Source organism: Christiangramia forsetii KT0803 (genome assembly GCF_000060345.1).
Lineage (GTDB): Bacteria > Bacteroidota > Bacteroidia > Flavobacteriales > Flavobacteriaceae > Christiangramia > Christiangramia forsetii.
In genome coordinates, this window is the sequence record NC_008571.1 from 965,287 (window position 1) to 991,320 (window position 26,034).

Annotated in this window: 24 protein-coding genes; 6 read left to right on the forward strand and 18 right to left on the reverse strand. The window is 31.0% G+C overall.

Translation table 11 applies throughout. The features are described from left to right. Nucleotides 1–487 precede the first annotated feature (487 nt). The 10 genes from GFO_RS04170 to GFO_RS04220 all read right to left on the reverse strand — a co-directional run bounded on the left by GFO_RS04170 (nucleotide 488) and on the right by GFO_RS04220 (nucleotide 10,736). Nucleotides 488–1,438: a Fic family protein gene (locus GFO_RS04170; RefSeq protein WP_011708791.1), complete on the reverse strand. Its 951-nt coding sequence runs from the start codon at nucleotides 1,436–1,438 to the stop codon at nucleotides 488–490. A 220-nt stretch (nucleotides 1,439–1,658) separates the two neighbouring features. Then, nucleotides 1,659–2,621: a restriction endonuclease gene (locus GFO_RS04175; protein ID WP_011708792.1), complete on the reverse strand. Its 963-nt coding sequence runs from the start codon at nucleotides 2,619–2,621 to the stop codon at nucleotides 1,659–1,661. A 203-nt stretch (nucleotides 2,622–2,824) separates the two neighbouring features. After that, complete coding sequence (locus GFO_RS04180) at nucleotides 2,825–3,079, reverse strand: hypothetical protein (RefSeq protein WP_148264591.1); 255 nt, start codon at nucleotides 3,077–3,079, stop codon at nucleotides 2,825–2,827. Between the two features lie 431 nt (nucleotides 3,080–3,510). Then, nucleotides 3,511–3,894: a helix-turn-helix domain-containing protein gene (locus tag GFO_RS04185; protein ID WP_011708794.1), complete on the reverse strand. Its 384-nt coding sequence runs from the start codon at nucleotides 3,892–3,894 to the stop codon at nucleotides 3,511–3,513. Between the two features lie 701 nt (nucleotides 3,895–4,595). Further along, nucleotides 4,596–5,123 carry a hypothetical protein gene (locus GFO_RS04190; RefSeq protein WP_011708795.1) on the reverse strand — a complete coding sequence of 176 codons (528 nt, stop codon included), beginning with the start codon at nucleotides 5,121–5,123 and terminating at the stop codon, nucleotides 4,596–4,598. A 945-nt stretch (nucleotides 5,124–6,068) separates the two neighbouring features. Continuing rightward, nucleotides 6,069–6,809, reverse strand: coding sequence for a hypothetical protein (locus GFO_RS04195; protein WP_011708796.1), 741 nt, complete (start codon nucleotides 6,807–6,809; stop codon nucleotides 6,069–6,071). Nucleotides 6,810–6,962: 153 nt separating this feature from the next. After that, nucleotides 6,963–7,706: an HNH endonuclease gene (locus GFO_RS04200; RefSeq protein ID WP_011708797.1), complete on the reverse strand. Its 744-nt coding sequence runs from the start codon at nucleotides 7,704–7,706 to the stop codon at nucleotides 6,963–6,965. Nucleotides 7,707–8,641: 935 nt separating this feature from the next. Further along, nucleotides 8,642–9,172, reverse strand: coding sequence for a hypothetical protein (locus GFO_RS04210; RefSeq protein WP_011708799.1), 531 nt, complete (start codon nucleotides 9,170–9,172; stop codon nucleotides 8,642–8,644). 1 nt (nucleotide 9,173) lies between these two features. Then, a complete protein-coding gene (locus GFO_RS04215) occupies nucleotides 9,174–9,620 on the reverse strand; it encodes a hypothetical protein (protein WP_011708800.1) in 447 nt (148 codons plus the stop codon). A 165-nt stretch (nucleotides 9,621–9,785) separates the two neighbouring features. Next, entirely contained in the window at nucleotides 9,786–10,736 is a 951-nt protein-coding gene (locus GFO_RS04220) for a hypothetical protein (protein ID WP_011708801.1), read from the reverse strand. 226 nt (nucleotides 10,737–10,962) lie between these two features. Between GFO_RS04220 and GFO_RS04225 the strand changes: the two genes are divergently transcribed. Next, a complete protein-coding gene (locus GFO_RS04225; protein WP_011708766.1) occupies nucleotides 10,963–11,949 on the forward strand; it encodes an IS110 family RNA-guided transposase in 987 nt (328 codons plus the stop codon). Between the two features lie 171 nt (nucleotides 11,950–12,120). Here GFO_RS04225 and GFO_RS04230 read toward each other — a convergent pair whose 3' ends face one another. The 4 genes from GFO_RS04230 to GFO_RS04245 all read right to left on the reverse strand — a co-directional run bounded on the left by GFO_RS04230 (nucleotide 12,121) and on the right by GFO_RS04245 (nucleotide 17,740). Further along, on the reverse strand, nucleotides 12,121–13,371 hold the full coding sequence (locus GFO_RS04230) for a hypothetical protein (RefSeq protein ID WP_011708802.1): 1,251 nt from the start codon (nucleotides 13,369–13,371) through the stop codon (nucleotides 12,121–12,123). Between the two features lie 183 nt (nucleotides 13,372–13,554). Beyond that, nucleotides 13,555–14,391 carry a DUF4238 domain-containing protein gene (locus GFO_RS04235; RefSeq protein WP_011708803.1) on the reverse strand — a complete coding sequence of 279 codons (837 nt, stop codon included), beginning with the start codon at nucleotides 14,389–14,391 and terminating at the stop codon, nucleotides 13,555–13,557. Between the two features lie 630 nt (nucleotides 14,392–15,021). Beyond that, entirely contained in the window at nucleotides 15,022–16,179 is a 1,158-nt protein-coding gene (locus tag GFO_RS04240) for a carboxypeptidase-like regulatory domain-containing protein (RefSeq protein ID WP_011708804.1), read from the reverse strand. A 1,177-nt stretch (nucleotides 16,180–17,356) separates the two neighbouring features. Further along, entirely contained in the window at nucleotides 17,357–17,740 is a 384-nt protein-coding gene (locus tag GFO_RS04245; protein WP_011708794.1) for a helix-turn-helix domain-containing protein, read from the reverse strand. Nucleotides 17,741–18,475: 735 nt separating this feature from the next. On the opposite strand from GFO_RS04245, the gene GFO_RS04255 reads away from it, so the two are divergent. Genes GFO_RS04255 through GFO_RS04265 form a run of 3 tightly spaced genes read left to right on the forward strand, consistent with a single transcriptional unit; the run spans nucleotide 18,476 to nucleotide 19,642 of the window. After that, entirely contained in the window at nucleotides 18,476–19,177 is a 702-nt protein-coding gene (locus GFO_RS04255) for a hypothetical protein (protein WP_011708805.1), read from the forward strand. Continuing rightward, nucleotides 19,150–19,350: a hypothetical protein gene (locus GFO_RS04260; protein ID WP_011708806.1), complete on the forward strand. Its 201-nt coding sequence runs from the start codon at nucleotides 19,150–19,152 to the stop codon at nucleotides 19,348–19,350. The genes GFO_RS04255 and GFO_RS04260 overlap by 28 nt, the downstream gene beginning before the upstream one ends. Nucleotides 19,351–19,354: 4 nt before the next feature. Then, on the forward strand, nucleotides 19,355–19,642 hold the full coding sequence (locus GFO_RS04265; RefSeq protein WP_011708807.1) for a helix-turn-helix domain-containing protein: 288 nt from the start codon (nucleotides 19,355–19,357) through the stop codon (nucleotides 19,640–19,642). Nucleotides 19,643–19,795: 153 nt separating this feature from the next. Here the strand turns inward: GFO_RS04265 and GFO_RS04270 are convergent, their stop codons facing one another. From GFO_RS04270 to GFO_RS04280, 3 genes are all read right to left on the reverse strand, one after another. Further along, the gene (locus GFO_RS04270) at nucleotides 19,796–20,710 is read right to left on the reverse strand and encodes a putative phage abortive infection protein (protein ID WP_011708808.1); all 915 of its coding nucleotides are present in this window, start codon (nucleotides 20,708–20,710) and stop codon (nucleotides 19,796–19,798) included. Between the two features lie 137 nt (nucleotides 20,711–20,847). Beyond that, nucleotides 20,848–21,720 (reverse strand): hypothetical protein, encoded by an 873-nt coding sequence (locus tag GFO_RS04275; RefSeq protein ID WP_011708809.1) that lies wholly within the window; start codon nucleotides 21,718–21,720, stop codon nucleotides 20,848–20,850. Nucleotides 21,721–21,882: 162 nt separating this feature from the next. Next, nucleotides 21,883–22,710, reverse strand: coding sequence for a hypothetical protein (locus GFO_RS04280; RefSeq protein ID WP_011708811.1), 828 nt, complete (start codon nucleotides 22,708–22,710; stop codon nucleotides 21,883–21,885). Nucleotides 22,711–23,401: 691 nt separating this feature from the next. Here GFO_RS04280 and GFO_RS04290 point away from each other — a divergent pair. After that, the gene (locus tag GFO_RS04290; protein WP_011708813.1) at nucleotides 23,402–23,677 is read left to right on the forward strand and encodes a transposase; all 276 of its coding nucleotides are present in this window, start codon (nucleotides 23,402–23,404) and stop codon (nucleotides 23,675–23,677) included. Beyond that, nucleotides 23,674–24,531, forward strand: coding sequence for an IS3 family transposase (locus GFO_RS04295; RefSeq protein ID WP_262489192.1), 858 nt, complete (start codon nucleotides 23,674–23,676; stop codon nucleotides 24,529–24,531). Before GFO_RS04290 ends, GFO_RS04295 begins: the two co-directional genes overlap by 4 nt. Nucleotides 24,532–25,013: 482 nt before the next feature. Here the strand turns inward: GFO_RS04295 and GFO_RS04305 are convergent, their stop codons facing one another. Continuing rightward, nucleotides 25,014–25,976 carry a hypothetical protein gene (locus GFO_RS04305; protein WP_011708815.1) on the reverse strand — a complete coding sequence of 321 codons (963 nt, stop codon included), beginning with the start codon at nucleotides 25,974–25,976 and terminating at the stop codon, nucleotides 25,014–25,016. Nucleotides 25,977–26,034 lie beyond the last annotated feature (58 nt).

The window sequence follows — 26,034 nt, forward strand, 5'->3', positions numbered from 1 at the left end:
TAAAAAAAAGATCTTTCTCGTTTTTTACAATTATTGCGCACGAGTAAATGTCCGTTTCTTAGCTCTAAGTTTTCTTTTGATCTTTTTAGTTTTTAAGTAGCTAATTTGAATTTGAGCACCTACCAAAATCTTCTTTAGTGTAAACTTTCAATTGGACTTTTTTGTTCTTTAGTTATTCAATTTCTTCTAGACGATTTTTCTTGAATTTTGAAACGAACCTGGATTTTGTCAATTATCGATTTATTAAAAAATCTTTGTTGTAATTTTCTTTAGCTGGCTTTAGATCTTGAAGTTGTCAGCTAATGTTTCATAAAGTTCTTAGTAGCTAAAATCGTTGCGGAGCAATTGCATGTAACGGTTTCGATTATCGCAAGTTGCGGGAGTAGGGACGCGGACTTGTCGGATTAAATCTTTAGTTTCTTAGGATACTAAAATACGCTTTTTCCGATAACGCCCGTTATTTGCGATGAATCGTTGTTGTGCCCAGTTAAATACTGTATCTAGTTTTATTTTTCTCTCCTATTTTTTTAAATAATTTGAGTTCTACTCCTTTTTTCAAATCACGACTTGCTGTTGCACCAGAAATATCTTTAAAAACTTCCATATAATCTTTTCTGGTAAATTCCCTTTTGTTTAATGATATGAAGTATTCAAGTCGCTCTTTCTCATGAAAAGTGCGATTATTGAAATCTAATAATTCATCTAAGGATTTATTGATCACTCCTAACATATAATCAATAAAAGCTGTTGAATTTCCAGATTTATCACTGTCCGATAATGCTTTATAATATTTCTCCTGGTCTTTGCTTATTAATGTTTCAAATGGTATATATTCAAAAATTGGATATTTTTCTATTAATATTAAAGTCTGCCATAATCTACCCATTCTACCATTTCCATCTAAGAATGGATGTATGAATTCCATTTCGTAATGAAAAACACAACTTTTTATTAATTCTATTTCTTTTGATGTTTTTAAGTAATTAAATAAGTCTTTCATCAAATAAGGAACATTTTCGTAGGGTGGAGCAAAATGTTCTACTTGAGATCCTTTCATTATACCAACTCCCTGCCTTCTATATTTTCCGGCATCTTCTATAAGATTATTCATCAAATGTTTATGACATTCTAAAAATGATTTTTCATTTGAGGGTTTATAATTTTCTAAATGTTCATAAATCTCAATCGCGTTTAGAACTTCTTTTACATCTTTTTTTGGACCAATTATTCTCTTGTTTTCAAGCAGCGCAGTAATCTGTTCTTCAGTTAAAGTGTTACCCTCAATTTTTAATGAAGAATGAATCGTTTTAATCCTATTTTCTTTTCTCAATTTGGGAGAAGGTTTGTTCAGATAGTTTGCATTAATAGCTCCGATTTTCTCAGAAATTGAAGTTATTTCTTTTAAGATATTGGAAGTTATATCGTACGGTGGTTTCATTTGATACTATCATTTGATATTATCAAAAGTAAGATCATTTAATTAATATTTGAAGGAAAAATCATGATTTTTAATTGGGCACAACGGTTACGGTTATCGCAAGTTGCGGGAGTTGGGATGCGGATTTGTCGGCTTAGTTATTTTTCTAATTGGTCTCTAAAATAGCAATTTTCAGCTAACTACCCGTTATTTGCGATGAACCGATGTTAGCCACAGATTACTATATTTTAAATTTGTTCTCTTTAGGATTGTATTCAAATAATTTTTCGAGTTTTACCGTATTTCCTTTATCATCAGTTGAAAAGAAACTAAACTTATTATCCTTTCCTAAAATTATAATGCTTTTAGAATTTTTATCTAAATCTATTGTCACAGATCTAGCAATATTTTCGTTGTATTCTGTTTTTATAAGTTCTCTAGCATCAATTATATTAGCATCTTGCTCTTTAAATTTCACATAAACACTAGAATTTAATCCAAATAAACCAATTCTTTTATTACAATCTGTTTCTATAAAATAATTCTTAGTGAAACTTAATTGGAATTTAACCGGAAATTCCGCCAATTTTTTTGATGTATCAATTTTCATCCATTCAAGAATAGAAGAGTTTCGAATTGAATTTTTATTTTTTTCTACATTTTCAATTAGAAGCTTTTGAATTTCTATATTTTTTGAGGTTTTAGAATTATAAATTCTTCCGGAAAAAACAAGTGTTTCTATTTCTTCTTCTGTAGAGTCAATAATCAATTCTGGAGCATCAAATTTCGGTAAAATTTCTAGTTTGATTTGCTTAATATTAAACCAATTTCTAATACTTTCTTTATCTAATCTATCAGCTGTTTGTAATTCTATTCCAAAAAAATTTGCAGCTTGAATTGCATCTTTTTGATAACCTAAAGAGCTTACAAAAACCTTTTTATGGATATCTTTTATCCTCTCACATTTTGATTGGAAAGCTTCAATCTCCTTTACAGGAACTTTTTTATTAAAATTTTTACACTCTATTGCAATCTTCAATTCAAAAGAATTAATGTTCGAAGAAATTAAAATATCAATTTCACGTTTTTGACCACTTTCATTTTTTATTAGATAGTTCTGAAAGACTTTTGTGTTTGGTGTACTTATAAGACTTTCTTGAATAAGACGAATAGTATCTTCTAAAATTTTTCCTTTTTTGTTCATCTCATCATTTAGTAAATTGTGGCTAACGGTTTCGGTTATCGCCAGTTGGCGGAGTAAGGGACGCGAATTTGTCGGCTTAGTATTGGATCGTTGGTCAAGTTAATTAATTTCTTTCTAATGCTACCGCTTATTGGCGATGAACCGTTGTTATAAGCTGGTGCGACAAGTTCGATCTTTTATAAGTGCAATCTATATTTAATGAATTATTTTTTAGTTTTCCAATCAGAATAATCTTCCCAGTCTTTCAAATAATCATCTTTTCTTTCATTTTCATTTCTTTTTCCAAATCCGTAGCTTGAACTTTTTGGATACTCTGCCTCAGCAACAATATCTCTAAAATCTTCATTTGCTTTCTTTATCAGAAAGTCTATTTTCTCCAATTCCTTATTTGCAATTTTAAGAACCGCAGCTGAAATTCTATTTTTTCCTTGTTTAGAATCACTTTTTATTTTATCCAATTTTTTTTCAATGAGTTCTATATTATTTGGAAATTCTCGGTGAATTAGAAAGTTGAGTTGATCATCTGTTATTTTAGCAACAGGCTGTTTTCCAAAATTCAATATTAACTTCTTCTCATTCATTTTATAAATACGGTTTTATAGGCAAAAGTTTTTTTTGAATTTAATTTCTCTTTTTTCTTTTTTGAGATTTTTTTTGTAAAGCTAATTTGAACTTTTTTTTAGTTAAAATCGTAAAAATTGTTTGGAGCACTTGCTTATAACGGTCCCGGTTATCGCCAGTTGGCGGAGTAAGGGACGCGGATTTGTCGGCTTAGTATTGGTTTGTTGGTCAAGTTAATTATATTCTTTCTAACGCTGCCGGCTATTGGCGATTAACCGTTGTTGTTGCCAGTATTTTTTGTTCCAAAACTTATTAAATAGCATTGATTTTATTTTCCATTTTTAAGAGAAATTTCTAGAAGTAATTTGGAATTAATAGAAATCAGATTATCAACTTTTTGTTGAAGTTGATTTATTTCTTGATTAAGTTCATTTATATCTGACTGAATTATTTCTTTAACTTTAAAAGCCACGATTTCTTCAAATCTTTTATCTATTAGGTCTGTTTTTGGCGTGGAATTTTTCTCGTTATCCGAAGAGTTTAGATAATTACTTAAAATTTTGATAGTTGATTTTCGGGGCTTTTTTACTTGTCCGTTTAATATTTTATTTATTCCTACTTCACTTAAATCGGTCTCTGAAGCAATCTGATATGCAGTTATTTTTTTCTTTTTAATCTCGTTTACGATTTCTTCAGTTTTTAATAATTTCATCTTTTAAATGAATTTTAGATCGCGATTTTTTTTAAAAATATTGGCTACAACGTTAGCGAATAAGAAGAGTAGGGGCTTCTAAATTTTATTTTAATATTTTTTGAAATATACACATTTCTTTGTTGCCCCTATTCTTCTTATTCGTTGTTACGTGCAGTAGAGCGGCATTTTGCAGAAATGCTGCGAGCGTCGTTCGACGGACCTGACCCTCGGGCCATCCCGCTTCAACCGTTTAGAATTGCGTTTATCCTTAGGATAGGCGACGTTCTGGAACGGGGAGCAAACAGTAGGATGGCTAAAAATGAGTGGAATCCCTAATTTCTTTTATTATTTTTTTCTTCTTCCTTTACAGCGAGTTTGCAGCTATCACTTTAAAAAGCACGCTTTTCTTCGTTAGCCGCAAGCAAACTCGCTAAGATAGCGGTACCACGATTTTTTATTCCTAAGCTTCTTCCTGTTTGCTTGATGCTGAGAGCTCGCCCAGGGCTGGCGAATGGCATGTAACGGTCCCGGTTATCGCCAGTTGGCGGAGTAGGGGACGCGGATTTGTCGGATTAGTATTAGTATGTTGATCAAGTTAATTATTTTCTTACTAACGGTGCCGCTTATTGGCGATGAACCGTTGTTATTTAAAGTTGCACATTACGAAATCTTGTTTTAATAATTTTGACAATAGACACTTATCTATAATCAAATTCTCTTCATACAGCAATCTTCGAATAACGTTCTATCTTAAGTACGTTTTCAAGATTTTGTCCAAAATCAATTACAGTCAATGGAAAGATCGGTTTGCTTTCGACTTGATATTTGTAATTCTCTTTTTCTTTTTTGGATCTAATAGTAATGTTATCTCCCCATGATTTTCCTGAAAAACCAGTTTTTATTTCAATAATTTGATCTGATTCATGAAAATTGACTTTACGGAATTGAGATCTTCTTTTTATAATATTATAAATCTGTTCTGGAGTTTTATCTGATACGAATACCTTTTTTTGGTTTACTTCATAATCTGGATTTTTCAATCCAAATGCTTTCGCAGTATTATTTACTTGATATTTATGAAATGAAACTAAAGTTAATGTCATACCAATTCCAAATATTAAAATTCTTATTACTATACCGTACAAAGTAATTTCTCGTCCAGTTACCAAGTCCATTCCAATCATAAGAATTGAATAAGTCAAAGCAACTACAATGAAAAATTTTGAATACAATTTGAATAGTTTCATATTTTAATTTAATAGAATTTTTTCAAATATAAAGATTAGAAAATAAAATCTTGAATGTGCAATTTTATATAACGGCTCCGGTTATCGCAAGTTGCGGGAGTAGGGACGCGACTTTGTCGGATTAGTTATTTTTATAATTGGTCTCTAAAATAACCATTTTTATCAAACTACCCGTTATTTGCGATTAACCGTTGTTATGCACTGGTGCGACACCGCCGAGTGAGGACCTCAGATATGCCGCCGTCGGGAATACACATTCTATTAAAAAATAATATTTCTCATTTATTACAATTATTGCGACCGAGTGAGTGTCCGTTTCTTTGTTCCAAGCTTTCTTTTAATCTTTTTAATTCTTTAGTAGCTAATATGATTTTGAGCACCTACCAAAAGCTTCTTTAGTGTAAACATTCAATTGGACTTTTTTTGTTCTTTAGTTCTCATTTTCTTCTAAACGATTTTTCTCGAATCTTGAAGCGAAACGGAATTTTGTCAATTATCGATTTATTGAAAGTTCTTTGTTCTAAGCATTCTTTTTATCATTTAAGTTCTTAGTAGCTAATTTGATTTTTTTGCATCAACCAAAAGCTTCTTTAGCGTAAACATTCATTTGGACTTTTTGTTCTTTAGTTCTCATTTTCTTCTAGACGATTTTTTTTGAATTTTGAAGAGAACCTGAATTTTGTCAATTATCGATTTTCTAAAAGTTTTTTTGTTTCTATTTTTCTTTAGAAGGCTTTAATATTTGAAGTTGTCAGCTTTGGTTTCTTAAGGTTTTTAGTAGCTAAAATCGTTGCGGAGCACTTGTGCCTAACGGTCCCGGTTATCGCCAGTTGGCGGAGTGCGGGACGCGGATTTGTCGGCTTAGTATTGGTTTGTTGGTCAAGATAATTATTTTCTTTTTAACTCTGCCGTCTATTGGCGATTAACCGTTGTTGTACAAAGTTTTTATCTAAAATCTTTAGGAGTATGGTTTTCTTTTAATTCTTTGTAATACTTCTCATACTCATTATGAGTTTTAACTTTTAAATTATGGATATTGAATTCTTTGAACTCAAATTCGCCATATTCTATTTTTTCAAGTTTTAAGTTTACTATGTCTGTATTTAATTCTGCAATTAATCCAGGTAAAGTTGCATATGCTGTCGGTCCACCTTGAAATTTGACTTCAGGAAAAAACCAACATTCTTTTGGAACTTTTTTAGCATATTCATTTTTTATATTTTTCAATTTTGGAATTGCTAATACTGCCTCTTTTCCATTTATAACCTTAGAACTATCGGTAATTATCCAATTAATATTTGTTGTTTCTACTTGTCTTACGAAATCTAAATCGTTTGGAACATAGTAAGATCTGTTCTTGCCTAATTGAGTATGAATAAATTTTCCATCAGTTATTAATCCTTGAGCAAAATCATAAATCCTTTCTGAAACTTGTAGGTAATTTGGATTTTCTGAGTATACTTGGTAAGTATTATTATCTGAAATAACAATAATTTTTATCTCCTTTATAGCCATTTCGCTTGACCAATTCATTTTTGCTACCATTAGCGCGTAGTCCGCATTTGGAATTGAATCGGGATTGAAAATTGTTTCGTTCAATTCAGCGGAATAAGTAGCTTTTATATTTTGGGCAAAATTTACTTCTACTATTAGAAATAAAGCAATAATCGTTATTATTCGAATCATCTTAAAAATTTTGTACAACTGTCCCGGCTATCGCAAGTTGCGGGAGTAAGGACGCGGATTTGTCGGATTAGTTTTTTTATTAATTGGTCTCTAAAATAGCAATTTTCAGCAACCTACCCGTTATTTGCGATGAGCCGTTGTTATATGCAGTTTTTAGTTGAAATTAAATCCAACGCGGCAATGATCAGCTATACAATTCTGCATTTTCGCGAAAGGTTTATTTGTTATTGAATCGAATAAACTAAATTCACTTTCATTTCCAATAATAGTTATATTTTTTATTCTCATCTTTATCTTTTCAACACTGATAATATTTGGAGGATTAACAGTTAATTTCAGAGCAATTTCACCCATTTTTTCTCTAATTATTAAAGAGCTTCCAATAACCTCGAGATCCCAGTTTTCAGAATTTGAAAACCATTCATTATTTTCTATCACCAATGTTCTAATTCCATTTGAATCAAAAAAGTTCCCACTTAATTGAAAATAACCATTTTCATTTTCTGGGGAATCTATTTTAAATACGGGTAAACCATTAATCATAATTGGGATTTGGCAATTTTTTAAAATTGAACCTGCAAATCTTATTTCAGGATGTTTTTGTCCAATATCAAATATTTCGTTAGAATAACCTTGTTGCAATGGTTTAGGATTTTTCATCGCTAATTTAACTTTTTCCTTAGACCAAAATTGAGTCGTTACTTTATTATGACATCTAGGACATAGTAAAGTCATCTTCTCCGGATCGTGTTCCTTTGAATTATGAAATTCTGGATCAACGTGTTCATATTGGAATATTCCTAGGCCGCAAATGACGCATCCAAAACCAGAATTCTGTCTAATTATTCTTTTAATAGGGTTTGGGATTGATCTTTTTAATCCAAATTTATTTGTCATTCTTATTCGTTAGAATTTTGGTGAAAAATTGCATATAACGGTCCCGGTTATCGCAAGTTGCGGGAGTTGGGACGCGAATTTGTCGGCTTAGTTGTTTTCATAATTGGTCTCTAAAATAGCAATTTTCAGCAAACTACCCGTTATTTGCGATGAACCGTTGTTGCTAACAGTGCCTTAGCAGAATTATCATTTTACTTTCACCAAAATATATTTGGATTTTTTTTCTAAATTCGACTAATTAAAAACTTTTTTATTGAACCGATATTTAAAATTTACTCTGGAGCTCATATTTTTAGTTTTCATAATTCTGCTCATTTATATTTTATCAATTGATTTTGTAGTTTTTAATAGATTTTTTCTCCAGATTGAATATTTTGATTGGCTTTTTTATCTTTTACCGATTTTATTGAGTTTTCTTTATTTGATTGTTGCTGTTGTATTTAAAAATAAATCCAGAATTCTTAAGCTTATCTTTCTCACGTTCTCAATTATTTATTTAGCTCTGTCAATATTTATGATAACAGGAATTTATTGCGAAGAAGAGAAAAACTTAGGATTAGCGCATATTTTGCTAGTTTTATTGATTGCTTTTGTAATGATTGGAATTCATTATAAAATTCTTTTTCCTTCTCTTTCAAAGATTGACAAGTTATTAGTCGTTTTATCTTCTTTAATTATTTTGGCCGAGTTGTATTTTAATCTATTCAGTTATGATTTATTCTATGTAAATCTTTTGAATTAATTTGAATTTTTCTAATCAGAGATAAGTCCGTAATTTTCTTCTTTCCTGAATTTTTATGGGCATTGTTTGCAACGGTTTCGGTTATCGCCAGTTGGCGGAGTAGGGAACGCGGATTTGTCGGCTTAGTACTGATTTGTTGGTCAATTTACTTATTTTCTTTCTAACGCTACCGCTTATTGGCGATTAACCGTTGTTAGGTGCTGGCGATTCTAGTAATAAATTCGTTCCAACCTAAAATATCTAATTTGAAACCTTGTTCGTCATCTAATTCTATAAAAATCTTTTTATCACAAAGTAAATTTCTTCCTCTCCAAAATCCTTCGTTAATTCTCATTTCGTCAACATCTGACCAATATTCATCTTTTGCATTACAAAGATTTGCTATCTGATTAACAACATATTCCATATCTATTGCTGGAATCAAGTCGTCCTTCTTATAAAAAGTTACAGATCCAATTTTAATCTTATTCGTTTCTGTTTTTAAAAACTCATCATTTTCTTTACCAACCTTAAATAGAACGGTATCAAATGCTTTAAGGAAGTTTCCTTCTAAAGGAGTTTCCATATGATATAAATCTATTTCTCCCATTTCTTGAATTCCAACTACTTCTGATTTTTCTAAATAATAATCAGTATTGAAGTTTTTAAATTCGGACTTAATATTCTCATCATTATGTGAAGATGAATTTGATTTCTTACTGCCAAATAAATTAAATAGTCCCATATTATGTTGATTTTTGGTTATGAATCGCTTGTGGTTTTGTCAGATTTTTTAACGTATTTAAAGTTGTGATAATCACAATTGCAGCTTTTCCAGATTCCATTTGAAAATTTTGACTCTTGTTGTTGAAGTCAATAGCTCTAAACTTTTTGATTTCTGGATTATCAATTTCACCTTTAAAATTTCCAAAATCATAACTTTGAATGTCTTGGAAGTTTATAGTTGTTTTTGTCGAATTACTTTCTTCTAAAATTCTTCTTGTTGAAATTAAAGTTTTTGATTGTTTGTCAGCAATTTCTATAATTGGAATTTCATTTTCGATCAAATCAAAAGTTATTATTTTTTTCGAATCTTGATTAATAAGTTTAGTGAAATACCAATCTGTTACATTTGGCTTTAAACGATCGATAGCAGCTTTAGTAATGTTATAAATTGATTTTTCTGATTTCATTCTTTTACTAGATTTGTTTATCGCTTGCACCTAACGGTTACGGTTATCGCAAGTTGCGGGAGTAGGGACGCGGATTTGTCGGCTTAGTTGTTTTCATAATTGGTCTCTAAAATAACAATTTTCAGCAAACTACCCGTTATTTGCGATGAACCGATGTTGGCCACTTTAAGATTGTTCGACTTTTCTTGGTAACCAAGAAAAATATGTTAGTGTAAAAATTAAAATCAAAGTATAAAATATGAAACCTAATAAATTTGAATCTTCTACGTAAAAACGGTTTGCCATTTGAGTAAAATATGAGATGATGATCATTATTAAAATACCAATAGAAATTACGGAAACCTTCATTTGATTTTTTAGTTTATTACCTACTAAAACACCAATAATTAAAGAATAGAATAGTAAAATAACCTGTAAATATCTCGAGTATTTTTCGAATTCAAATTCTCTTTTTTTCTTTTCAATATATTTAATTTGGGTAATTCGACTTTTTAAGAATTGTATTGTTGACTTAGAAATTTCTTTATCCAACGAATCTTTTCGTTTTCTAGTCAAGTTATAATGGTTAATATCTTCAATCTCGAAATTAGCAACAATTGAACTATCATGAACTTTTTTTGTTACTTTTTCAAGCTCTTTAATGTTATCACTAATTTCATTAGAAATTGAATCAATAGATATATTTAATTTTTCAATTGATTGGTATTCTTTATTCGAGGAAAAATTTTTTCTTTTCTCTTTTAATTCTTCTTCATTAAATTTTTTATCGAGAATGTTTTCCATACGAATTATGATAGAATTCATTCCTAATTTAGTTTCGATCTGATTTGAATAGATATATAGTAATGGACCTAAAACTATAAATATTAGTAAAGAATAAAGAAGTGATGTACTTAAAGAAACATAATTCTTTTTAGCTGCAAGTATTACACTTATTAAAGATGAGAACAGTACTAAACTGCCAAAATGGGAAACAATTAAATACCATGTATTTTGCAAACCATTTATAAACCCTGCCTCTTTGATATAGGAACCACCTATTTCAAAAAACACGAATACTACATAAAGTAGAGTTGCAATTAAAAAATATTTTAAAAAATTTACTAAAAACTTCATTTTCTTATTGTTGCCAACGGTCTCCTTTACTTCGCTTATTAATAAATATACCTTTGAATTGAAGAAGGAGGAGAACTAAAACGGTCTCTAGATTACAGATCCAATATCCGTAAGAGTCCTCCATTCTTCATATGGGTAGCAAGAACCATTTGGAATACCAGGTCTATTTATGGACCCGTTAAAGGAGTTAGTTAATGCGCCCTTCAAATAATAATTTTTTAAAAATATGAAAAATTACCAAGAAGTAATCGGAATTGATGTTTCAAAAAGCAAGTTAGATGCTTATGGGCACAATCGTGGTTCCCACCGTGAATTCAGTAATGATGTGTTAGGTTATAAAGCCTTGCTTAAATGGGCTAACGGTAAGAAACAAAAAGTGTTTTTCTGTTTTGAAAATACCGGTCATTATTCGTTAAAGTTAGCATTGTATTTATCTTCAAAGAAGCAGGTATATGTGCAAGAAAACCCTGTAGTAATCAAACGCTCTTCCGGAGTGATCAGAGAGAAGAATGATGTGGTAGATGCGATGATGATCGCCCGGTATGGCTGGCTTCATCGCGAGGAACTTTCTCCAAGTGAATTGAAAGATAATGAACTATTGGAAGTAGGCAGATTGCTGGCTTTACGGGATCAGCTGGTCCGTAGTCGTACGGGTTTAAAAAACACACACTCAGAGTTAAAGAAATTGCTAAACAGCAGTTCAACGGACACCTGTTGCAAGACGCTCGTAAGCTCTATTACCCATCTAACATCTCAAATAAATAAAATTGAGAAGCAACTAAAAACCGTTATAAAGGACTCTGAACACTTATCACAGAATTATAAGCTAGTGACCTCTTTAAAAGGTGTAGGCCTGATAGTAGGTGCCCAATTGCTGTATCATACTAATAACTTTAAACGTTTTCAGACCTGGAGACAATTCTCCAGTTATTGCGGAACGGCTCCCTTTGGTCATAGTTCGGGAAGTAGTATTCATAAAAAGCGAAAATGCCACCCGATGGGAGATCGCCAAATGAAGAGCCTGCTTAGCATGGCGGCCTGTACAGCCATTCAATATGACAGTGAATTACGGCAGTATTATAAAAAAAAGCGAGAAGAAGGTAAACTTAAGATGATTGCGCTGAACAATGTTCGTAACAAGCTTTTATCCAGGGTGTTTGCGGTAGTAAAAAGAAGAACCCCATATGTGGAACTACACAAATTTGCTGCCTGAGAAATAATAGAAAAAGCTTTGATTTAACCTTGGAATACGGTTATCGCCAGTTGGCGGATTAAGGGACGCGGATTTGTCGGCTTAGGTTTAGTTCGTTGGTCAAGTTAATTATTTTCTTACTAACGGTGCCGCTTATTGGCGATTAACCGTTGTTAGCAAAAGTTACATTATTCAAGTTTTCAGTTGGTCTCTAATTGCTGTGAAATGAGGATTATTTTCTGTTTCAAACCTTTCAAAAATTTCATCAAAATCGTAGTCAGTATTATATTTCTGTTTAAGACTATTAATAATAAATAGTTTTTCATCACTTGATATGTTTGAATTAATTATAGTTCTTATCATATTAGTGAACTGAGCTAGATTTTTATCGTCATTTTCTATAATTCGGTCTATTAGGCGAATTATAATATCTGTTTCAATCTGGTTATTTTGTTTTAAAATGTTATAAAGTTGATGAAAATAATTGTTTAGAAAGATTTTTGAGTCTAGTTCGAATATCAAACTTTTCATATCTAATGATTGCTTACTTTTTTGATTAATTGAATTTATAATTCGATAAGTGATATTTGCTGGAGCATTTTTAGAAATATAAACAATCATTTCATTATCAAAATTTTCAAAATGGTCTATGTTTTTTATTAGATCATTTACCAAATTTGGATTATCATTTTGACATAATATATTCAAAAATCTCTGTTTGTGAGCTTTATCATTACTTTCCATTATTCTTGGAACGATATATTGCATAGTAGAATCACTATGATATTTTTCAAAGATTTCAAATCCTTTATTTACAGCCTTCGAAAAATTTAAGCGAGAAAGTAAATCGAATAGGTTGAAAACATTTAAGTACGTATATGAAGTAGAATTTTGATATTCCCTTTCTAATGTGTTCGAAATCAAATCAAAATGCTTTTCTTCTTCTAGTTGAGTATTATAATAAATGCTATGTATTGCATCAGACTTTTCTCTGTTATCGGATGATAATAATTTAGGTAAAAGATCATTTAATTGATTACTGTAATATTTTTTCATTACTGCATCAGGAGCAGCAATTATTTTATCAAGTAAATCTTTTGCCTCGGACATTTTTCTAATTGTAAAAAATCCAAAAGCTACTAATGTAATGGTAAGGAATACTGCGAAAATTGCAATTGTAAAGTTTAAATAATTAACAGTTCTATCAAATTCTTCATCAATAGTTTTTTCCAAGGATTTTTCAAATAGTAAAGTTGCTTCTTTGTTATAATTTGAGCTTATACTTTGTAAATCAGTAGAATCTCGTACAATTATATTAGGATTGACTGAAATATTATTTGGTGATGGACTCTTAATAACAGAACCAACTAAAATACCTAATAACAAAATTGTTATTCCAAGTAGAGCTATTATAAAAATTGAAGAATTTGAGCTTTTTTTCATTAAGAAGTTGTTTCTCTGTTTTGTAATTTTTGCTAACGGTTTCGGTTATCGCCAGTTGGCGGAGTAAGGGACGCGGATTTGTCGGCTTAGTATTTAGTTGTTGGTCAAGTTAATTATTTTCTTTCTAACGCCACCGCTTATTGGCGATTAACCGTTGTTGTGTTTCGTTTTTTATTGTTGAATTTAGTTAATGCTTAATAATGTCGACATTTCTTTGGAATAAATCTGTTCTTCTGAATGAGCCACAATTAGTTTATTGAACTTCTTAACTTCATTTTCTAAAACTTCCTTTTTCCCCTCGTACTTTTCACTAACGTAAATAGCATATTTTGGAGAGATTGGATAATATAAATCATAACCTTCATGCTCTTTATCATATTCTGTATTACCTAGTGCATTAATAATTGGTTGATCTCCCGTTATAAAATCTACTTCACTGTTATTTATTAAGAGTTGAAGCTTAGTTTTATGAAAAATCCAGAAACTTTTTATTTCAATGAAGAATAGGTGAAATACTCTTGCTAATTTATCATTATCAAGATCTGGAGTATTGAACGATATTTTCGATACGTTTTCCCTCATCTTTTTAGTTCTTGTAAACTGAGCACTTAAATAAAAACTAAATGTTCTCCTATCCTTTTCGTTTTCAAAGAATGATAGGTCTTCTTCATATAACTTATTTAATAATTTGATTCCTCTTGTTTCAATTATACAATGTAAATCTTCAATTCCACATTTTACAGAATATTCATCTCCTTCGGAAAATTTTATATAAAGATCCAATATTTTTAAAAGTCCTTCTTGGCGCTTTGGGTTGGCATTTTTAATAAACCCTTTAAGAAAGTTTAAATCTTTCTCAGATAATTTTTCAGCTTTATAGAAGTATCTAGTTTGACCGATATTTCGGAGAGAAGTAATTATTTCTTTTCCATTTCTTAAGCAACAAATCTTATCATTAGTGGACCAGGGCTTTAAATAATTTTTCCAAACGTAATGTTGTCGTTTTTTTAAGTCGGGCATTTTTAAAAGGATGAATTTGTTTAAAAAATGAAATACAACGTTAGCGAATAAGAAGAGTAGGGGCTTCTAAATTTTATTTTAATATTTTTTGAAATATACACATTTCTTTGTTGCCCCTATTCTTCTTATTCGTTGTTACGTGCAGTAGAGCGGCATTTTGCAGAAATGCTGCGAGCGTCGTTCGACGGACCTGACCCTCGGGCCATCCCGCTTCAACCGTTTAGAATTGCGTTTATCCTTAGGATAGGCGACGTTCTGGAACGGGGAGCAAACAGTAGGATGGCTAAAAATGAGTGGAATCCCTAATTTCTTTTATTATTTTTTTCTTCTTCCTTTACAGCGAGTTTGCAGCTATCACTTTAAAAAGCACGCTTTTCTTCGTTAGCCGCAAGCAAACTCGCTAAGATAGCGGTACCACGATTTTTTATTCCTAAGCTTCTTCCTGTTTGCTTGATGCTGAGAGCTCGCCCAGGGCTGGCGAATGGCATGTAACGGCTCCGGTTATCGCAAGTTGCGGGAATAGGGACGTGGATTTGTCGGCTTAGTTGTTTTCATAATTGGTCTCTAAAATAGCAATTTTCATCATACTGCCCGTTATTTGCGATGAACCGATGTTACCTGCAGTATGAATTACGATTTAATGTTGGTAGCACTCTTAAAATCATTGTTTTCATTATTCAAACTGCTCAAAAACTCTTGCATTTCTTTTGTTAAAAGCAGATAATTTTGAGACTCCCAAAATGATTGATCGTAACTTTCTTTTAGATCAAAAATATCTTTGGATAGATTGATATTACTTTTTATTTCAAAATCTTGAAAATTATCAAAAGTGTATAATTTGTAGTTTACCGTATAAATTATTTTATCTGCTTTGTCAGGAACAACTTCTACAGTTGCAGACATACTAGCTTTATCTATAAAATATTTTTTTGAACCTGGATCTTTTTTAAATGTGATGTTTACATCATAGTTGGTAGTCCGGTATTTTAATTCTTTTTTATCAATGTAATCTGTCTTTTGAGAATTAGATATGTGGACTTCATTAAATGCTTTATCTTCTAAATTAACTAAATAATATCCAGATGAATTTCCCTTTTTTGAACTATTTGGATGGAATTCAAGTTTTACAAATTTTGAGTCTTTAAAAGGAATAAGTTTAAAATCATAAATCTCAGGACTCATATATATTGTAATGAAACTATTAAAAAGTTCCTCAAATGATGAAAGTGTAAATTCTATATTTTCTTCCTTAATTCCAGCTTTTCTTAAGTTTTCTATTTCTACGAAATAGTTCTTTTTTGGCATTGGATTGCTCTTTGTGGAGAATAGGGTTTTTCTCTCTATTTTTCCACTGAAATCTACTAATTTTATTATTTTATCATTTCGTTTAAGCACACTTCTCAAGAAAAACTTTTCTTTATATTCTTCTAAAGGATAGTTTTTATCTAATTTTTTTAATACTGATTTAAAGAGGTTAGAATCTGAATTGATTACAACTTCATCAAGATCCTGAATTTTTTTCCTCAATAAAATTGTATCATTTTTTTGCAGTTGAAAAGTTGTAAATTTTTGTTCATATCCTAAAATGCCAATTTTCAATGAATCTTCTTTTGAAACGAATAAAAATTTTCCTTCTTCGTTGGTAGAAGTATAATCTTTATCGTTGTAAATATCTACATATTCAATCGGCTTCCTTGTTTCTTGATCCAACACGATTCCCTCCAATCTATTTTGTGAAAATGATTGTTGAATAACCAGAAAAAATAATAAGAAAAATTTTGTTTTCATATTGCAGGTAACGTTAGCGAATAAGAAGAGTAGGGGCTTCTAAATTTTATTTTAATATTTTTTGAAATATACACATTTCTTTGTTGCCCCTATTCTTCTTATTCGTTGTTACGTGCAGTAGAGCGGCATTTTGCAGAAATGCTGCGAGCGTCGTTCGACGGACCTGACCCTCGGGCCATCCCGCTTCAACCGTTTAGAATTGCGTTTATCCTTAGGATAGGCGACGTTCTGGAACGGGGAGCAAACAGTAGGATGGCTAAAAATGAGTGGAATCCCTAATTTCTTTTATTATTTTTTTCTTCTTCCTTTACAGCGAGTTTGCAGCTATCACTTTAAAAAGCACGCTTTTCTTCGTTAGCCGCAAGCAAACTCGCTAAGATAGCGGTACCACGATTTTTTATTCCTAAGCTTCTTCCTGTTTGCTTGATGCTGAGAGCTCGCCCAGGGCTGGCGAATGGCATGTAACGGCTCCGGTTATCGCAAGTTGCGGGAGTTAGGACGCGACTTTGTCGGATTAGTTATTTTTATAATTGGTCTCTAAAATAGCAATTTTCAGCAAACTACCCGTTATTTGCGATTAACCGTTGTTATATGCTGTTGCGACACAGCCGAGTGAGAACCTAAGATATGCCGATGTCGGGAATACACTATCTTCTAAAAAAAGAATCTTTCTCATTTTTTACAATTATTGCGACCGAGTAAGTGTCCGTTTCTTTGTTCTAAGCTTTCTTTTGATTTTTTAATTCTTTAGTAGCTAATATGATTTTGAGCATCTACCAAAAGCTTCTTTAGTGTAAACATTCAATTGGACTTTTTTGTTCTTTAGTTATTTTATTTCTTCTGGACGATTTTTCTTGGATTTTGAAGCGAACCTGGATTTTGTCAATTATCGATTTACTAAAAATTCTTAGTTGAAAATTATCAATAGAAGACTTTAAAATTTGAATTTGTCAGATTGAATTTCTAATCTTTTTAGTAGCTAAAATCGTTTCGGAGCAATTGCATATAACGGTCCCGGTTATCGCCAGTTGGCGGAGTAAGGGACGCGGATTTGTCGGCTTAGTATTGGTTTGTTGGTCAAGTTAATTATATTCTTTCTAACGCTGCCGGCTATTGGCGATTAACCGTTGTTGTTGCCAGTATTTTTTGTTCCAAAACTTATTAAATAGCATTGATTTTATTTTCCATTTTTAAGAGAAATTTCTAGAAGTAATTTGGAATTAATAGAAATCAGATTATCAACTTTTTGTTGAAGTTGATTTATTTCTTGATTAAGTTCATTTATATCTGACTGAATTATTTCTTTAACTTTAAAAGCCACGATTTCTTCAAATCTTTTATCTATTAGGTCTGTTTTTGGCGTGGAATTTTTCTCGTTATCCGAAGAGTTTAGATAATTACTTAAAATTTTGATAGTTGATTTTCGGGGCTTTTTTACTTGTCCGTTTAATATTTTATTTATTCCTACTTCACTTAAATCGGTCTCTGAAGCAATCTGATATGCAGTTATTTTTTTCTTTTTAATCTCGTTTACGATTTCTTCAGTTTTTAATAATTTCATCTTTTAAATGAATTTTAGATCGCGATTTTTTTTAAAAATATTGGCTACAACGTTAGCGAATAAGAAGAGTAGGGGCTTCTAAATTTTATTTTAATATTTTTTGAAATATACACATTTCTTTGTTGCCCCTATTCTTCTTATTCGTTGTTACGTGCAGTAGAGCGGCATTTTGCAGAAATGCTGCGAGCGTCGTTCGACGGACCTGACCCTCGGGCCATCCCGCTTCAACCGTTTAGAATTGCGTTTATCCTTAGGATAGGCGACGTTCTGGAACGGGGAGCAAACAGTAGGATGGCTAAAAATGAGTGGAATCCCTAATTTCTTTTATTATTTTTTTCTTCTTCCTTTACAGCGAGTTTGCAGCTATCACTTTAAAAAGCACGCTTTTCTTCGTTAGCCGCAAGCAAACTCGCTAAGATAGCGGTACCACGATTTTTTATTCCTAAGCTTCTTCCTGTTTGCTTGATGCTGAGAGCTCGCCCAGGGCTGGCGAATGGCATGTAACGGTCCCGGTTATCGCAAGTTGCGGGAGTAGGGACGCGGACTTGTCGGCTTAACCATTTTCTTTCCTGGTTTCTAAAATTACACATTTTCCACAAAACCCGTTATTTGCGATGAACCGATGTTGTGCAAAGTTAAATTGCTACATGTCTTAAAAATATAATAGACAGAAAAATACAAGTTTCAGTTGTAATTTTGTTTTTTTAATTTATATTTGTTTTAAAGTTATAGAAAATGAGTGCTGAAATAAAATTTGCAACTGGACGAGTAAGCCTTCTTGGAATTTCAACAATTTTAGGAATTGAACAGGAGGGGGTTATAAATTTATTAAGAAATGCAGGATTTGATATCTATAATATTCCGTTTACAAAGTTAAATGATGCACATCTAGGAGTTCTTTCTAAGGCTTATGTAAAAGCAGTTAAATCATATTACAGTAGAACATCCAAAAATTTAAAATATCTATCACAGGATGAAATTGAGGATTCAAGAATCTTTTTCTCGAAATTTATTAAAAGGAGCACGTTTTTTTATTTTGACCCTGATCCCAAAGACCAGGTTTTCAAAAAGAAACTTGATGAGCGCCTTATAATTGATTTTTTCTTTGAGTTAATTGATAAAATTGAGCTACGGGAATCAATCTCAGAATTAAATAATCTTGTTGATTACAATTTTACTGATGATGTATTCAGTCGAATTAGGTATAGGATAAAAATTGATGTAAAACTAAAATATATATTAAAAGATTTACGCTCTAGTATACATTCAATATTAGTCTGTTTTCACTATCATATTTTTTCCGATGATGAAGATAATACCATTGAAGCGAATCGTTCACGCTTCTCTGGTAAAGATTTTTTTACGGGAGAAGCTTTAAAATTATTTAAATTTTTAAAGTTTTTACCAAAATGCGAAACAAAGATATTGAGTATTTAAAAGATAAAGTAAAAGAGTGCAATTTATCAGTTGACGATAAATTGTTGTTAATAAAATATTTGGAAGGTAGAAGTCCTGATTTGGATGGATTCTTAAAAACCTTTTTTAGCGTTTGCGAAGTTGGAAAAGATATTCTAGATCTTTTCGATATTGATATAGGCAAATATTTATAAAATTATGGAAATAGGAAGTGCTGTTAAGATTTTAAGAAAGAGTAGAGGAATGACTCAAAAGGAATTGGCTGATTTATGTGATATTTCAGTCAATGCCTTGAGTCAAATAGAAATCAATTCTTCATTTCCTCAGAAGCAAACTATTCACAAAATCTGTAAAGCTTTGGAGTATCCCGTTTCTTATCTTCTCTTTTTCTCTATTAGTGAAGAGGATATTCCTAAAGAGAAAAAAGTCGTTTTTAATAGTCTTAATTCAGCAATTAAATCTGTTCTCATTGATGAGCAGAATTAAGTGTTTAATTTTGCACAACGGTCCCGGTTATCGCCAGTTGGCGGAGTAGGGAACGCGGATTTGTCAGCTTAGTATTGGTTTGTTGGTCAAGTTAATTATTTTCCTTCTAACGGTGCCGCTTATTGGCGATTAACCGTTGTTAGGTGTAGTTTTTTAGTAATAATCTTCTTCATAATTACCTTTAAAAAATCTTTTTGGTTCATACCCATCACAATAATTATGTGGGATATTTTTGAACAACTCATATTTCTCGATGTAATTATTGGAAATCCATTTTTTCCCAAATCTTGAAAGCACATTAAAGAATAAAATATATAATTCCGGGTTTGAAAGTTGAGCTCTATATATCTTGATCAAGTTTTTCTTTTCTCGGTGACTCAAATATTTACTTTCATCCACCATTTTTATAGCATTAAACATATTTCGAAAATATGTACTTAAGTTCGTTTGATTTGTTCTTTTTAAGTCCTTTTCAGGTTGCTGTAAAATTTCCTGGCTAATTGAAAATGTTATAGATTGATAATTTTCATACTTATCTAACTTTTTTTCTATAAAATCTATCCAAGATCCTTGTAATCCATAGTAGAAAATTATGTAGGCAATATCAACGATTTCTCTTTCCCTTAAATTAAAATTTTTAGTACTATTGATTTTTCGAATAATTTCAAGTAGATAGTGAAATTGAATTTTAAATTCTACAAATCCTCTTCTTCCTTCCGATATTTGACTTTTTTTGTGAGTAAATACGTTTGGTATTTTTAGTTGATTTACATTTTGATTGTGATAATCAAGCATTCTAAAAAAATTTGTCTCAATTTCAATTTTCTTTGAATTGAAATCTTGCTTATAAATTGTGTAAATCAAAAGTAGTACACTGATAATACTGAAAATTGTACCAATAAAACCTCCAAAAAAGTCACCAAATTCTGAAGCTAGTTTTGTATCAATAACTAACTCATGATTTTTTAGATAGGCTTTATTCAGAATTATCGTGAAGAAACTTATCAGTCCAAAGAATGCAAAAGTTCCAATTATTATTAAAAACGTTTTCTCTAAAATCTTTTTCATAAAAAATTACACCTAACGGTCCCGGTTATCGCCAGTTGGCGGAGTAAGGGACGCGGATTTGTCGGCTTAGTATTGGTTCGTTGGTCAAGTTAATTATTTTCTTTCTAACGCTACCGTCTATTGGCGATTAACCGTTGTTAGAGGCTGTAATTTTTGTCATAATTTTCTGGTAAAGGCCAATCATAAATCTTGTTCATTACCCATAATGGTTGTAAACCTAAAGAATCTCTTCTTTTGTCAACGTTTTTTGGATCTTTCAAAGGGAACATATCATAGTTCTGAGGGTACATTCCATAAAGCTGATATTTCTCATTGATAACATTTTCGAACTCTTCATATTGAACCCAGAAGCTTTTTCTAATTTTTCCTCTTTCAATTTCTTTATTTATGAAGGGCTTGAAATAATTCCAAACCCAATTTTGCTCCTTATAGTTTCCTCTTTGGTGCCATAGCAATAATTGTCCTTTATCTTGCCACCCATATTTTTTAGTGATTTCAATTAGACGTACAATGTTAGTTGAATCAATTTTAGCCATTTCTTCTGTAGTACTTCCATCTGTGCGAACTTTTTGATCAGCATCTAATAAACTATCAAGTTCTTTAAAAATTTCTGGATGCTCTAAATTGGAATAGAAAGTTTTAGTGTTTTTGGAAAAGTTTTCATCTAATTCATTAAATATCGCTTTATTTTTAAAAGGAATAAATTCTTCAAAATTGTTGAAATAATCCTGATTTATATATGTATTTTCTAAAGCCGATTTCAGTAAGTTTTTGGCTTTTTCATCTTGATTTAAATGAAAAGCGGCTGCTGCAGCATAGAAATATGATTGTTCATTTTCTTTAGGTAAAATTTCTATAGCTTGTTCTAAATGATTTAAAGCACTTTTATATTCTTGATCTTTATATTCAATTAGTCCTGTATATAGTAAATCATCATATTCTTCAAATCCTTTTTTCTGAGTTGAACAACTAATTATAATGAACAAAATAAAAAAATATGTAATTCTCATCTGTGTAAAATTATTGCCTCTAACGGTTACGGTTATCGCAAGTTGCGGGAGTTGGAACGCGGATTTGTCGGCTTAGTTTTTAAATACTTGGTTTCTAAAATAACCAATTTTAGCAAACTACCCGTTATTTGCGATGAACCGATGTTGTGTACAGTTATGGTGTTAGAATTTTTCTATTATATATGTATATTTAGATTGTAAATTGTTGCTTTTGTCATAGTCTTTTTTACTAACCAATTCCCCCTTTGGGTTGTATTCATAAATACTATACTCTATTATACGATCATTCTTCTGTATTAATTTTTCTTTTCTAATTATACCTAAGTCCGAATAGTAATATTTATAGTAATAATAGTCATATTCATATTTTCGAGTCAATCTACCTTTTCTATCGTATTCATAATGATGACTCAGCTTTTTTGCGGGATATATTTCATCTATTAGGAGACCTTTTTTATAATTATTTTGTTGTACAAGAATGGAATTTTTATAAATATTGATTTTATTTAATTGGCCGAATAAGTTGTATTGATAGACTTCTTTTTCCTTGTTCTTATTGATAAGAAATTTAATCTTGCCATTTCGGTTATATTCTTTTTTAATCTTACGAGCCACTTCTCCGATATCTTGAAAATCTTTTCTATAAATGCTATCACTATAGCCGTTTTTATCATAATAATTTTCTTGATAAGTATTCATTAAAGACCAATAATGAATTTTTAAGCTTTCTTTTATTTCCTTATTTAGATAATCCGTTTTTGATTCAAAAATATTTACAAATGGATATTTGTGATTTGGTTTTTTAAAATTTGGAAATTCTTCTTTATAAATCCCGCCTTTGTACTTTGTCAATATTTTCGTCAGTGTAGAATCATTTTTATCAATTTTCCATTCATATTGAATTGAAGTTACAGACGAAGTATCAATTTTGATTTGAGAGAAAATTGATGAGTAGTATAATAATATAATTGTGAGTAAAATTTTTTTCATAATTGTACACAACGGTCTCGATTATCGCAAGTCACGGGAGTGAGGACGCGGATTTGTCGGCTTACCGTTTTTGTTTCCTGGTTTTCTAAATTACACTTTTTTGACAATACCCGTTATTTGCGATGAATCGTTGTTGGCAACTGTATTTATTGTTCTTCATATTCTTTGATGTTCTTACTTAAACGATTATAATTTTTAAGAAAATCAAATGAAATTAATATTATAAATAGGAGGAAAGGGATTTTTAAATATTTCCAATACTCAAAATCATCTATAATTACATGTATTAAACTTGCAATCATTATGATTACAACTGAGGCAACAATGAACCAATTCTTTTTATGATTATTGAGATCATTAATTGTAGTTTTCAATTGAACATTTAAAGTTTCATTATCAGAAAATTCTTTTTCTTCCTTTTTTAGTGTTTTTAAATGTTTTAAAAGTTTTGATTCATAGAAATATCTTGGTCCATGTAGTAAATAAGTTATAGAAAAGATTATAACTACTGCTGAATTATTCCATTCTAGTTTATCGCTTAAAATATTAAATGGTAAAAGAGATCTTATAATGATGATAATTACCAGTAAAATGAAAGCAGCAGTGAAAAATTTAAGTATTTCGACATGATCATCCCCCTAAAATTAGGACAGTAAGTTAAGTTCAAAAATAACTTTAATTTTACTGTATTATGACACGAAGAAAATTCACCTCAAAGTTCAAAACGAAAGTAGTCCTTGAATCGCTAAAAGAGCGTCAAACGACTCAGGAACTCGCACAAAAATTTGAAATCACTCCGCAACAAATCAGTACCTGGAAACGAGAATTTTTAAAAGATGCTGATGCGGTCTTTTCTAAAGGAAGTAAGTCTAAGAAATCAGAAGAAGAGGAAAAGAAAGACCAACTCCTTAAAGTAATTGGGGAGCTAAAAGTGGAAAATGATTTTTTAAAAAACGCCTTGCGATAAAACCTTTAAAGGAGCGTAGAACAATGATAAGCAAGGATCATTCAAAACTCAGCCTACAGCGACAATGCAGGCTATTGCAAATCCACCGCAGCGGAATTTATTATAAACCCCGCGGAGAAAGCACGCTCAATTTAGAACTGATGCGCCTGATGGATGAACATTATACCGATCATCCCTTTAAAGGTGCCAGGCGGATGCATACCTGGCTTACGATGGATAAAGGATATACGATCAATAAAAAACGTATTGAGCGTTTATATTCCAGAGTGATGGGGCTTCAGGCCATTATGCCTGGGAAGCATACCTCCAGACGCAATAAAGAACATAAGGTATATCCTTACTTGTTGCGGAACTTGAAGGTAGATCGTCCCAATCAAGTTTGGGCAATCGATATTACTTACATACCGATGCGGAAAGGTTTTATGTACCTGGTAGCGATCATCGACCTGCATAGCCGCTATGTACTCAACTGGTCGGTATCCAATTCCATGGATGCCCAGTGGTGTAAAGAAACTTTAGAAGAAGCCATTGACGTACATGGCAAGCCTGAGATACTCAATACTGATCAGGGAAGTCAGTTCACCTCGGAGGTTTTTACTCATAGTGTACTCTCTAAGAACATTAAACTCAGTATGGATGGCAAAGGAAGGGCTATAGATAATGTGTTTATAGAACGCCTCTGGAGAAGTGTGAAATATGAAAGCATCTATCTCAATCCGCCAGAATCTGGAGTAGATCTTTACAAACAACTAGAAAACTATTTTGATTTTTATAACCATCGAAGAAGACATCAGGGAATAGAAAATGAAATACCCCTTAACCGATATTTAGAACAAGAAAGAAAAGCTGCCTAATAAATGAAAAATAGAACTTAATTTAGCAGCTAAGCTGTCCTAATAAATGGGGGTACTTCAACATATCTTAATCGATTATCAATTGATTTCTTTCTTTCTCCAAGAAATGATTTGAAAGATTCAATTATTGCAATTCTATTTTGCATTTCTCTTAAATTGTATTTTTCCTGTTATTGACCATATTAATCCTGCACCACATAAAATCCCTGCTAATAGGTGATAATTTTTATGCTCAAAATAATTCAATATTATAATACCAAGGATTAATAATATTATACCTAAAATTCTCACTTTGTTCATAATTCTGTTTCTATAAATATTGTTGCCAACGGTTTCGGTTACCGCAAGTTGCGGGAGTAAGGACGCGGATTTGTCGGATTAGCAATTTTAATAATTGGTCTCTAAAATAACAATTTTCAGCTAACTACCCGTTATTTGCGGTGAACCGTTGTTGGCAGCTGTATTTTGTAATATAGGTATTTTTAGAATGTACAATCAGTTATAACAATATTATCCGGGCCAATCATTGTTGCTACTTGTTCCCATTCTAGTGGTAGATCATCAATACATAAATAATTAGGGAATGGGTAATTTATGAATTCATCTTCTGAACCAATATCTTGGCAAATTAATGTTTCTAATACTGATGAATTTTTTAATATCAGCTTGTTAATTCTATTTTCTGAAATATCTAACCATTTTAGATTTACTAGACAATGAAAGTCAAAAATATCAGGTTCACCGCCTTCTAGATAAAACATATTTAATTTTTCTAAGGATGGGATTTGACAAAAATCAATGTTAATAAAGCTATTTGTTATATTTAATGATTTAAGATTTGAGCAACCTTCCATATTAATATTTAAAAATTTATTTCGCTCAGTGTAATAATCCATTGGTCTATTTTGTGATAAATCAATTTCCATTAGTTTATTCAGACCAGATACATTTATACTATCAAAGTATTCAGTTCCTAAATAGCTAATCTTCAAATATTCTAATTTTCTAAGACCGGTAAAATCATAACTTAAATTTTCTGAGTTAAGGACATCATCAACTTGAATATAATCTGTAGTACCTGAAATTTTTAAAGATTTTACATTTCCAAAATTTTCAATTCCAGTTAAATCAACATATTTAATTGGGGAACCATAGTTAAATTTCAAAATCAAGTTTTCAATTGAATTTAGCTCATTCTTTTGTAAAATTCCATCATTGTTAGAATCTGCATTAAAGTCACCTTCTCCATCTCCATTTGCATCTACACAGTTTGTATTTAGCAATGTATTCAAGAAATTCCCATCTGGAATATAAACTTCATTTCCCTTTGAGTTCTGGCCTTTTAAATCATAAACCTGGAAATCTTCATTTTCATTGTTAGTGCAGGATTGGAATAATAGAAAAGGGATTAGCAATAATGGTAGTAATCTGGTTGAATTTTTCATGATTAGATAAAGTTGATAAAAGGTTGTTAGATAGTATTTTAAATCAAATTATTACTAA

Excerpts from the sequence above, each read along its gene's own strand:
- GFO_RS04185 (WP_011708794.1), bottom strand. The coding sequence starts at position 3,894 with ATGAAATTATTAAAAACTGAAGAAATCGTAAACGAGATTAAAAAGAAA.
- GFO_RS04175 (WP_011708792.1), bottom strand. The coding sequence starts at position 2,621 with ATGAACAAAAAAGGAAAAATTTTAGAAGATACTATTCGTCTTATTCAA.
- GFO_RS04210 (WP_011708799.1), bottom strand. The coding sequence starts at position 9,172 with ATGGGACTATTTAATTTATTTGGCAGTAAGAAATCAAATTCATCTTCA.
- GFO_RS04170 (WP_011708791.1), bottom strand. The coding sequence starts at position 1,438 with ATGAAACCACCGTACGATATAACTTCCAATATCTTAAAAGAAATAACT.
- GFO_RS04305 (WP_011708815.1), bottom strand. The coding sequence starts at position 25,976 with ATGAAAAATTCAACCAGATTACTACCATTATTGCTAATCCCTTTTCTA.
- GFO_RS04275 (WP_011708809.1), bottom strand. The coding sequence starts at position 21,720 with ATGAGAATTACATATTTTTTTATTTTGTTCATTATAATTAGTTGTTCA.
- GFO_RS04215 (WP_011708800.1), bottom strand. The coding sequence starts at position 9,620 with ATGAAATCAGAAAAATCAATTTATAACATTACTAAAGCTGCTATCGAT.
- GFO_RS04245 (WP_011708794.1), bottom strand. The coding sequence starts at position 17,740 with ATGAAATTATTAAAAACTGAAGAAATCGTAAACGAGATTAAAAAGAAA.
- GFO_RS04200 (WP_011708797.1), bottom strand. The coding sequence starts at position 7,706 with ATGACAAATAAATTTGGATTAAAAAGATCAATCCCAAACCCTATTAAA.
- GFO_RS04220 (WP_011708801.1), bottom strand. The coding sequence starts at position 10,736 with ATGAAGTTTTTAGTAAATTTTTTAAAATATTTTTTAATTGCAACTCTA.
- GFO_RS04280 (WP_011708811.1), bottom strand. The coding sequence starts at position 22,710 with ATGAAAAAAATTTTACTCACAATTATATTATTATACTACTCATCAATT.
- GFO_RS04225 (WP_011708766.1), top strand. The coding sequence starts at position 10,963 with ATGAAAAATTACCAAGAAGTAATCGGAATTGATGTTTCAAAAAGCAAG.
- GFO_RS04255 (WP_011708805.1), top strand. The coding sequence starts at position 18,476 with ATGAGTGCTGAAATAAAATTTGCAACTGGACGAGTAAGCCTTCTTGGA.
- GFO_RS04240 (WP_011708804.1), bottom strand. The coding sequence starts at position 16,179 with ATGAAAACAAAATTTTTCTTATTATTTTTTCTGGTTATTCAACAATCA.
- GFO_RS04190 (WP_011708795.1), bottom strand. The coding sequence starts at position 5,123 with ATGAAACTATTCAAATTGTATTCAAAATTTTTCATTGTAGTTGCTTTG.
- GFO_RS04290 (WP_011708813.1), top strand. The coding sequence starts at position 23,402 with ATGACACGAAGAAAATTCACCTCAAAGTTCAAAACGAAAGTAGTCCTT.
- GFO_RS04270 (WP_011708808.1), bottom strand. The coding sequence starts at position 20,710 with ATGAAAAAGATTTTAGAGAAAACGTTTTTAATAATAATTGGAACTTTT.
- GFO_RS04230 (WP_011708802.1), bottom strand. The coding sequence starts at position 13,371 with ATGAAAAAAAGCTCAAATTCTTCAATTTTTATAATAGCTCTACTTGGA.
- GFO_RS04235 (WP_011708803.1), bottom strand. The coding sequence starts at position 14,391 with ATGCCCGACTTAAAAAAACGACAACATTACGTTTGGAAAAATTATTTA.
- GFO_RS04195 (WP_011708796.1), bottom strand. The coding sequence starts at position 6,809 with ATGATTCGAATAATAACGATTATTGCTTTATTTCTAATAGTAGAAGTA.
- GFO_RS04260 (WP_011708806.1), top strand. The coding sequence starts at position 19,150 with ATGCGAAACAAAGATATTGAGTATTTAAAAGATAAAGTAAAAGAGTGC.
- GFO_RS04265 (WP_011708807.1), top strand. The coding sequence starts at position 19,355 with ATGGAAATAGGAAGTGCTGTTAAGATTTTAAGAAAGAGTAGAGGAATG.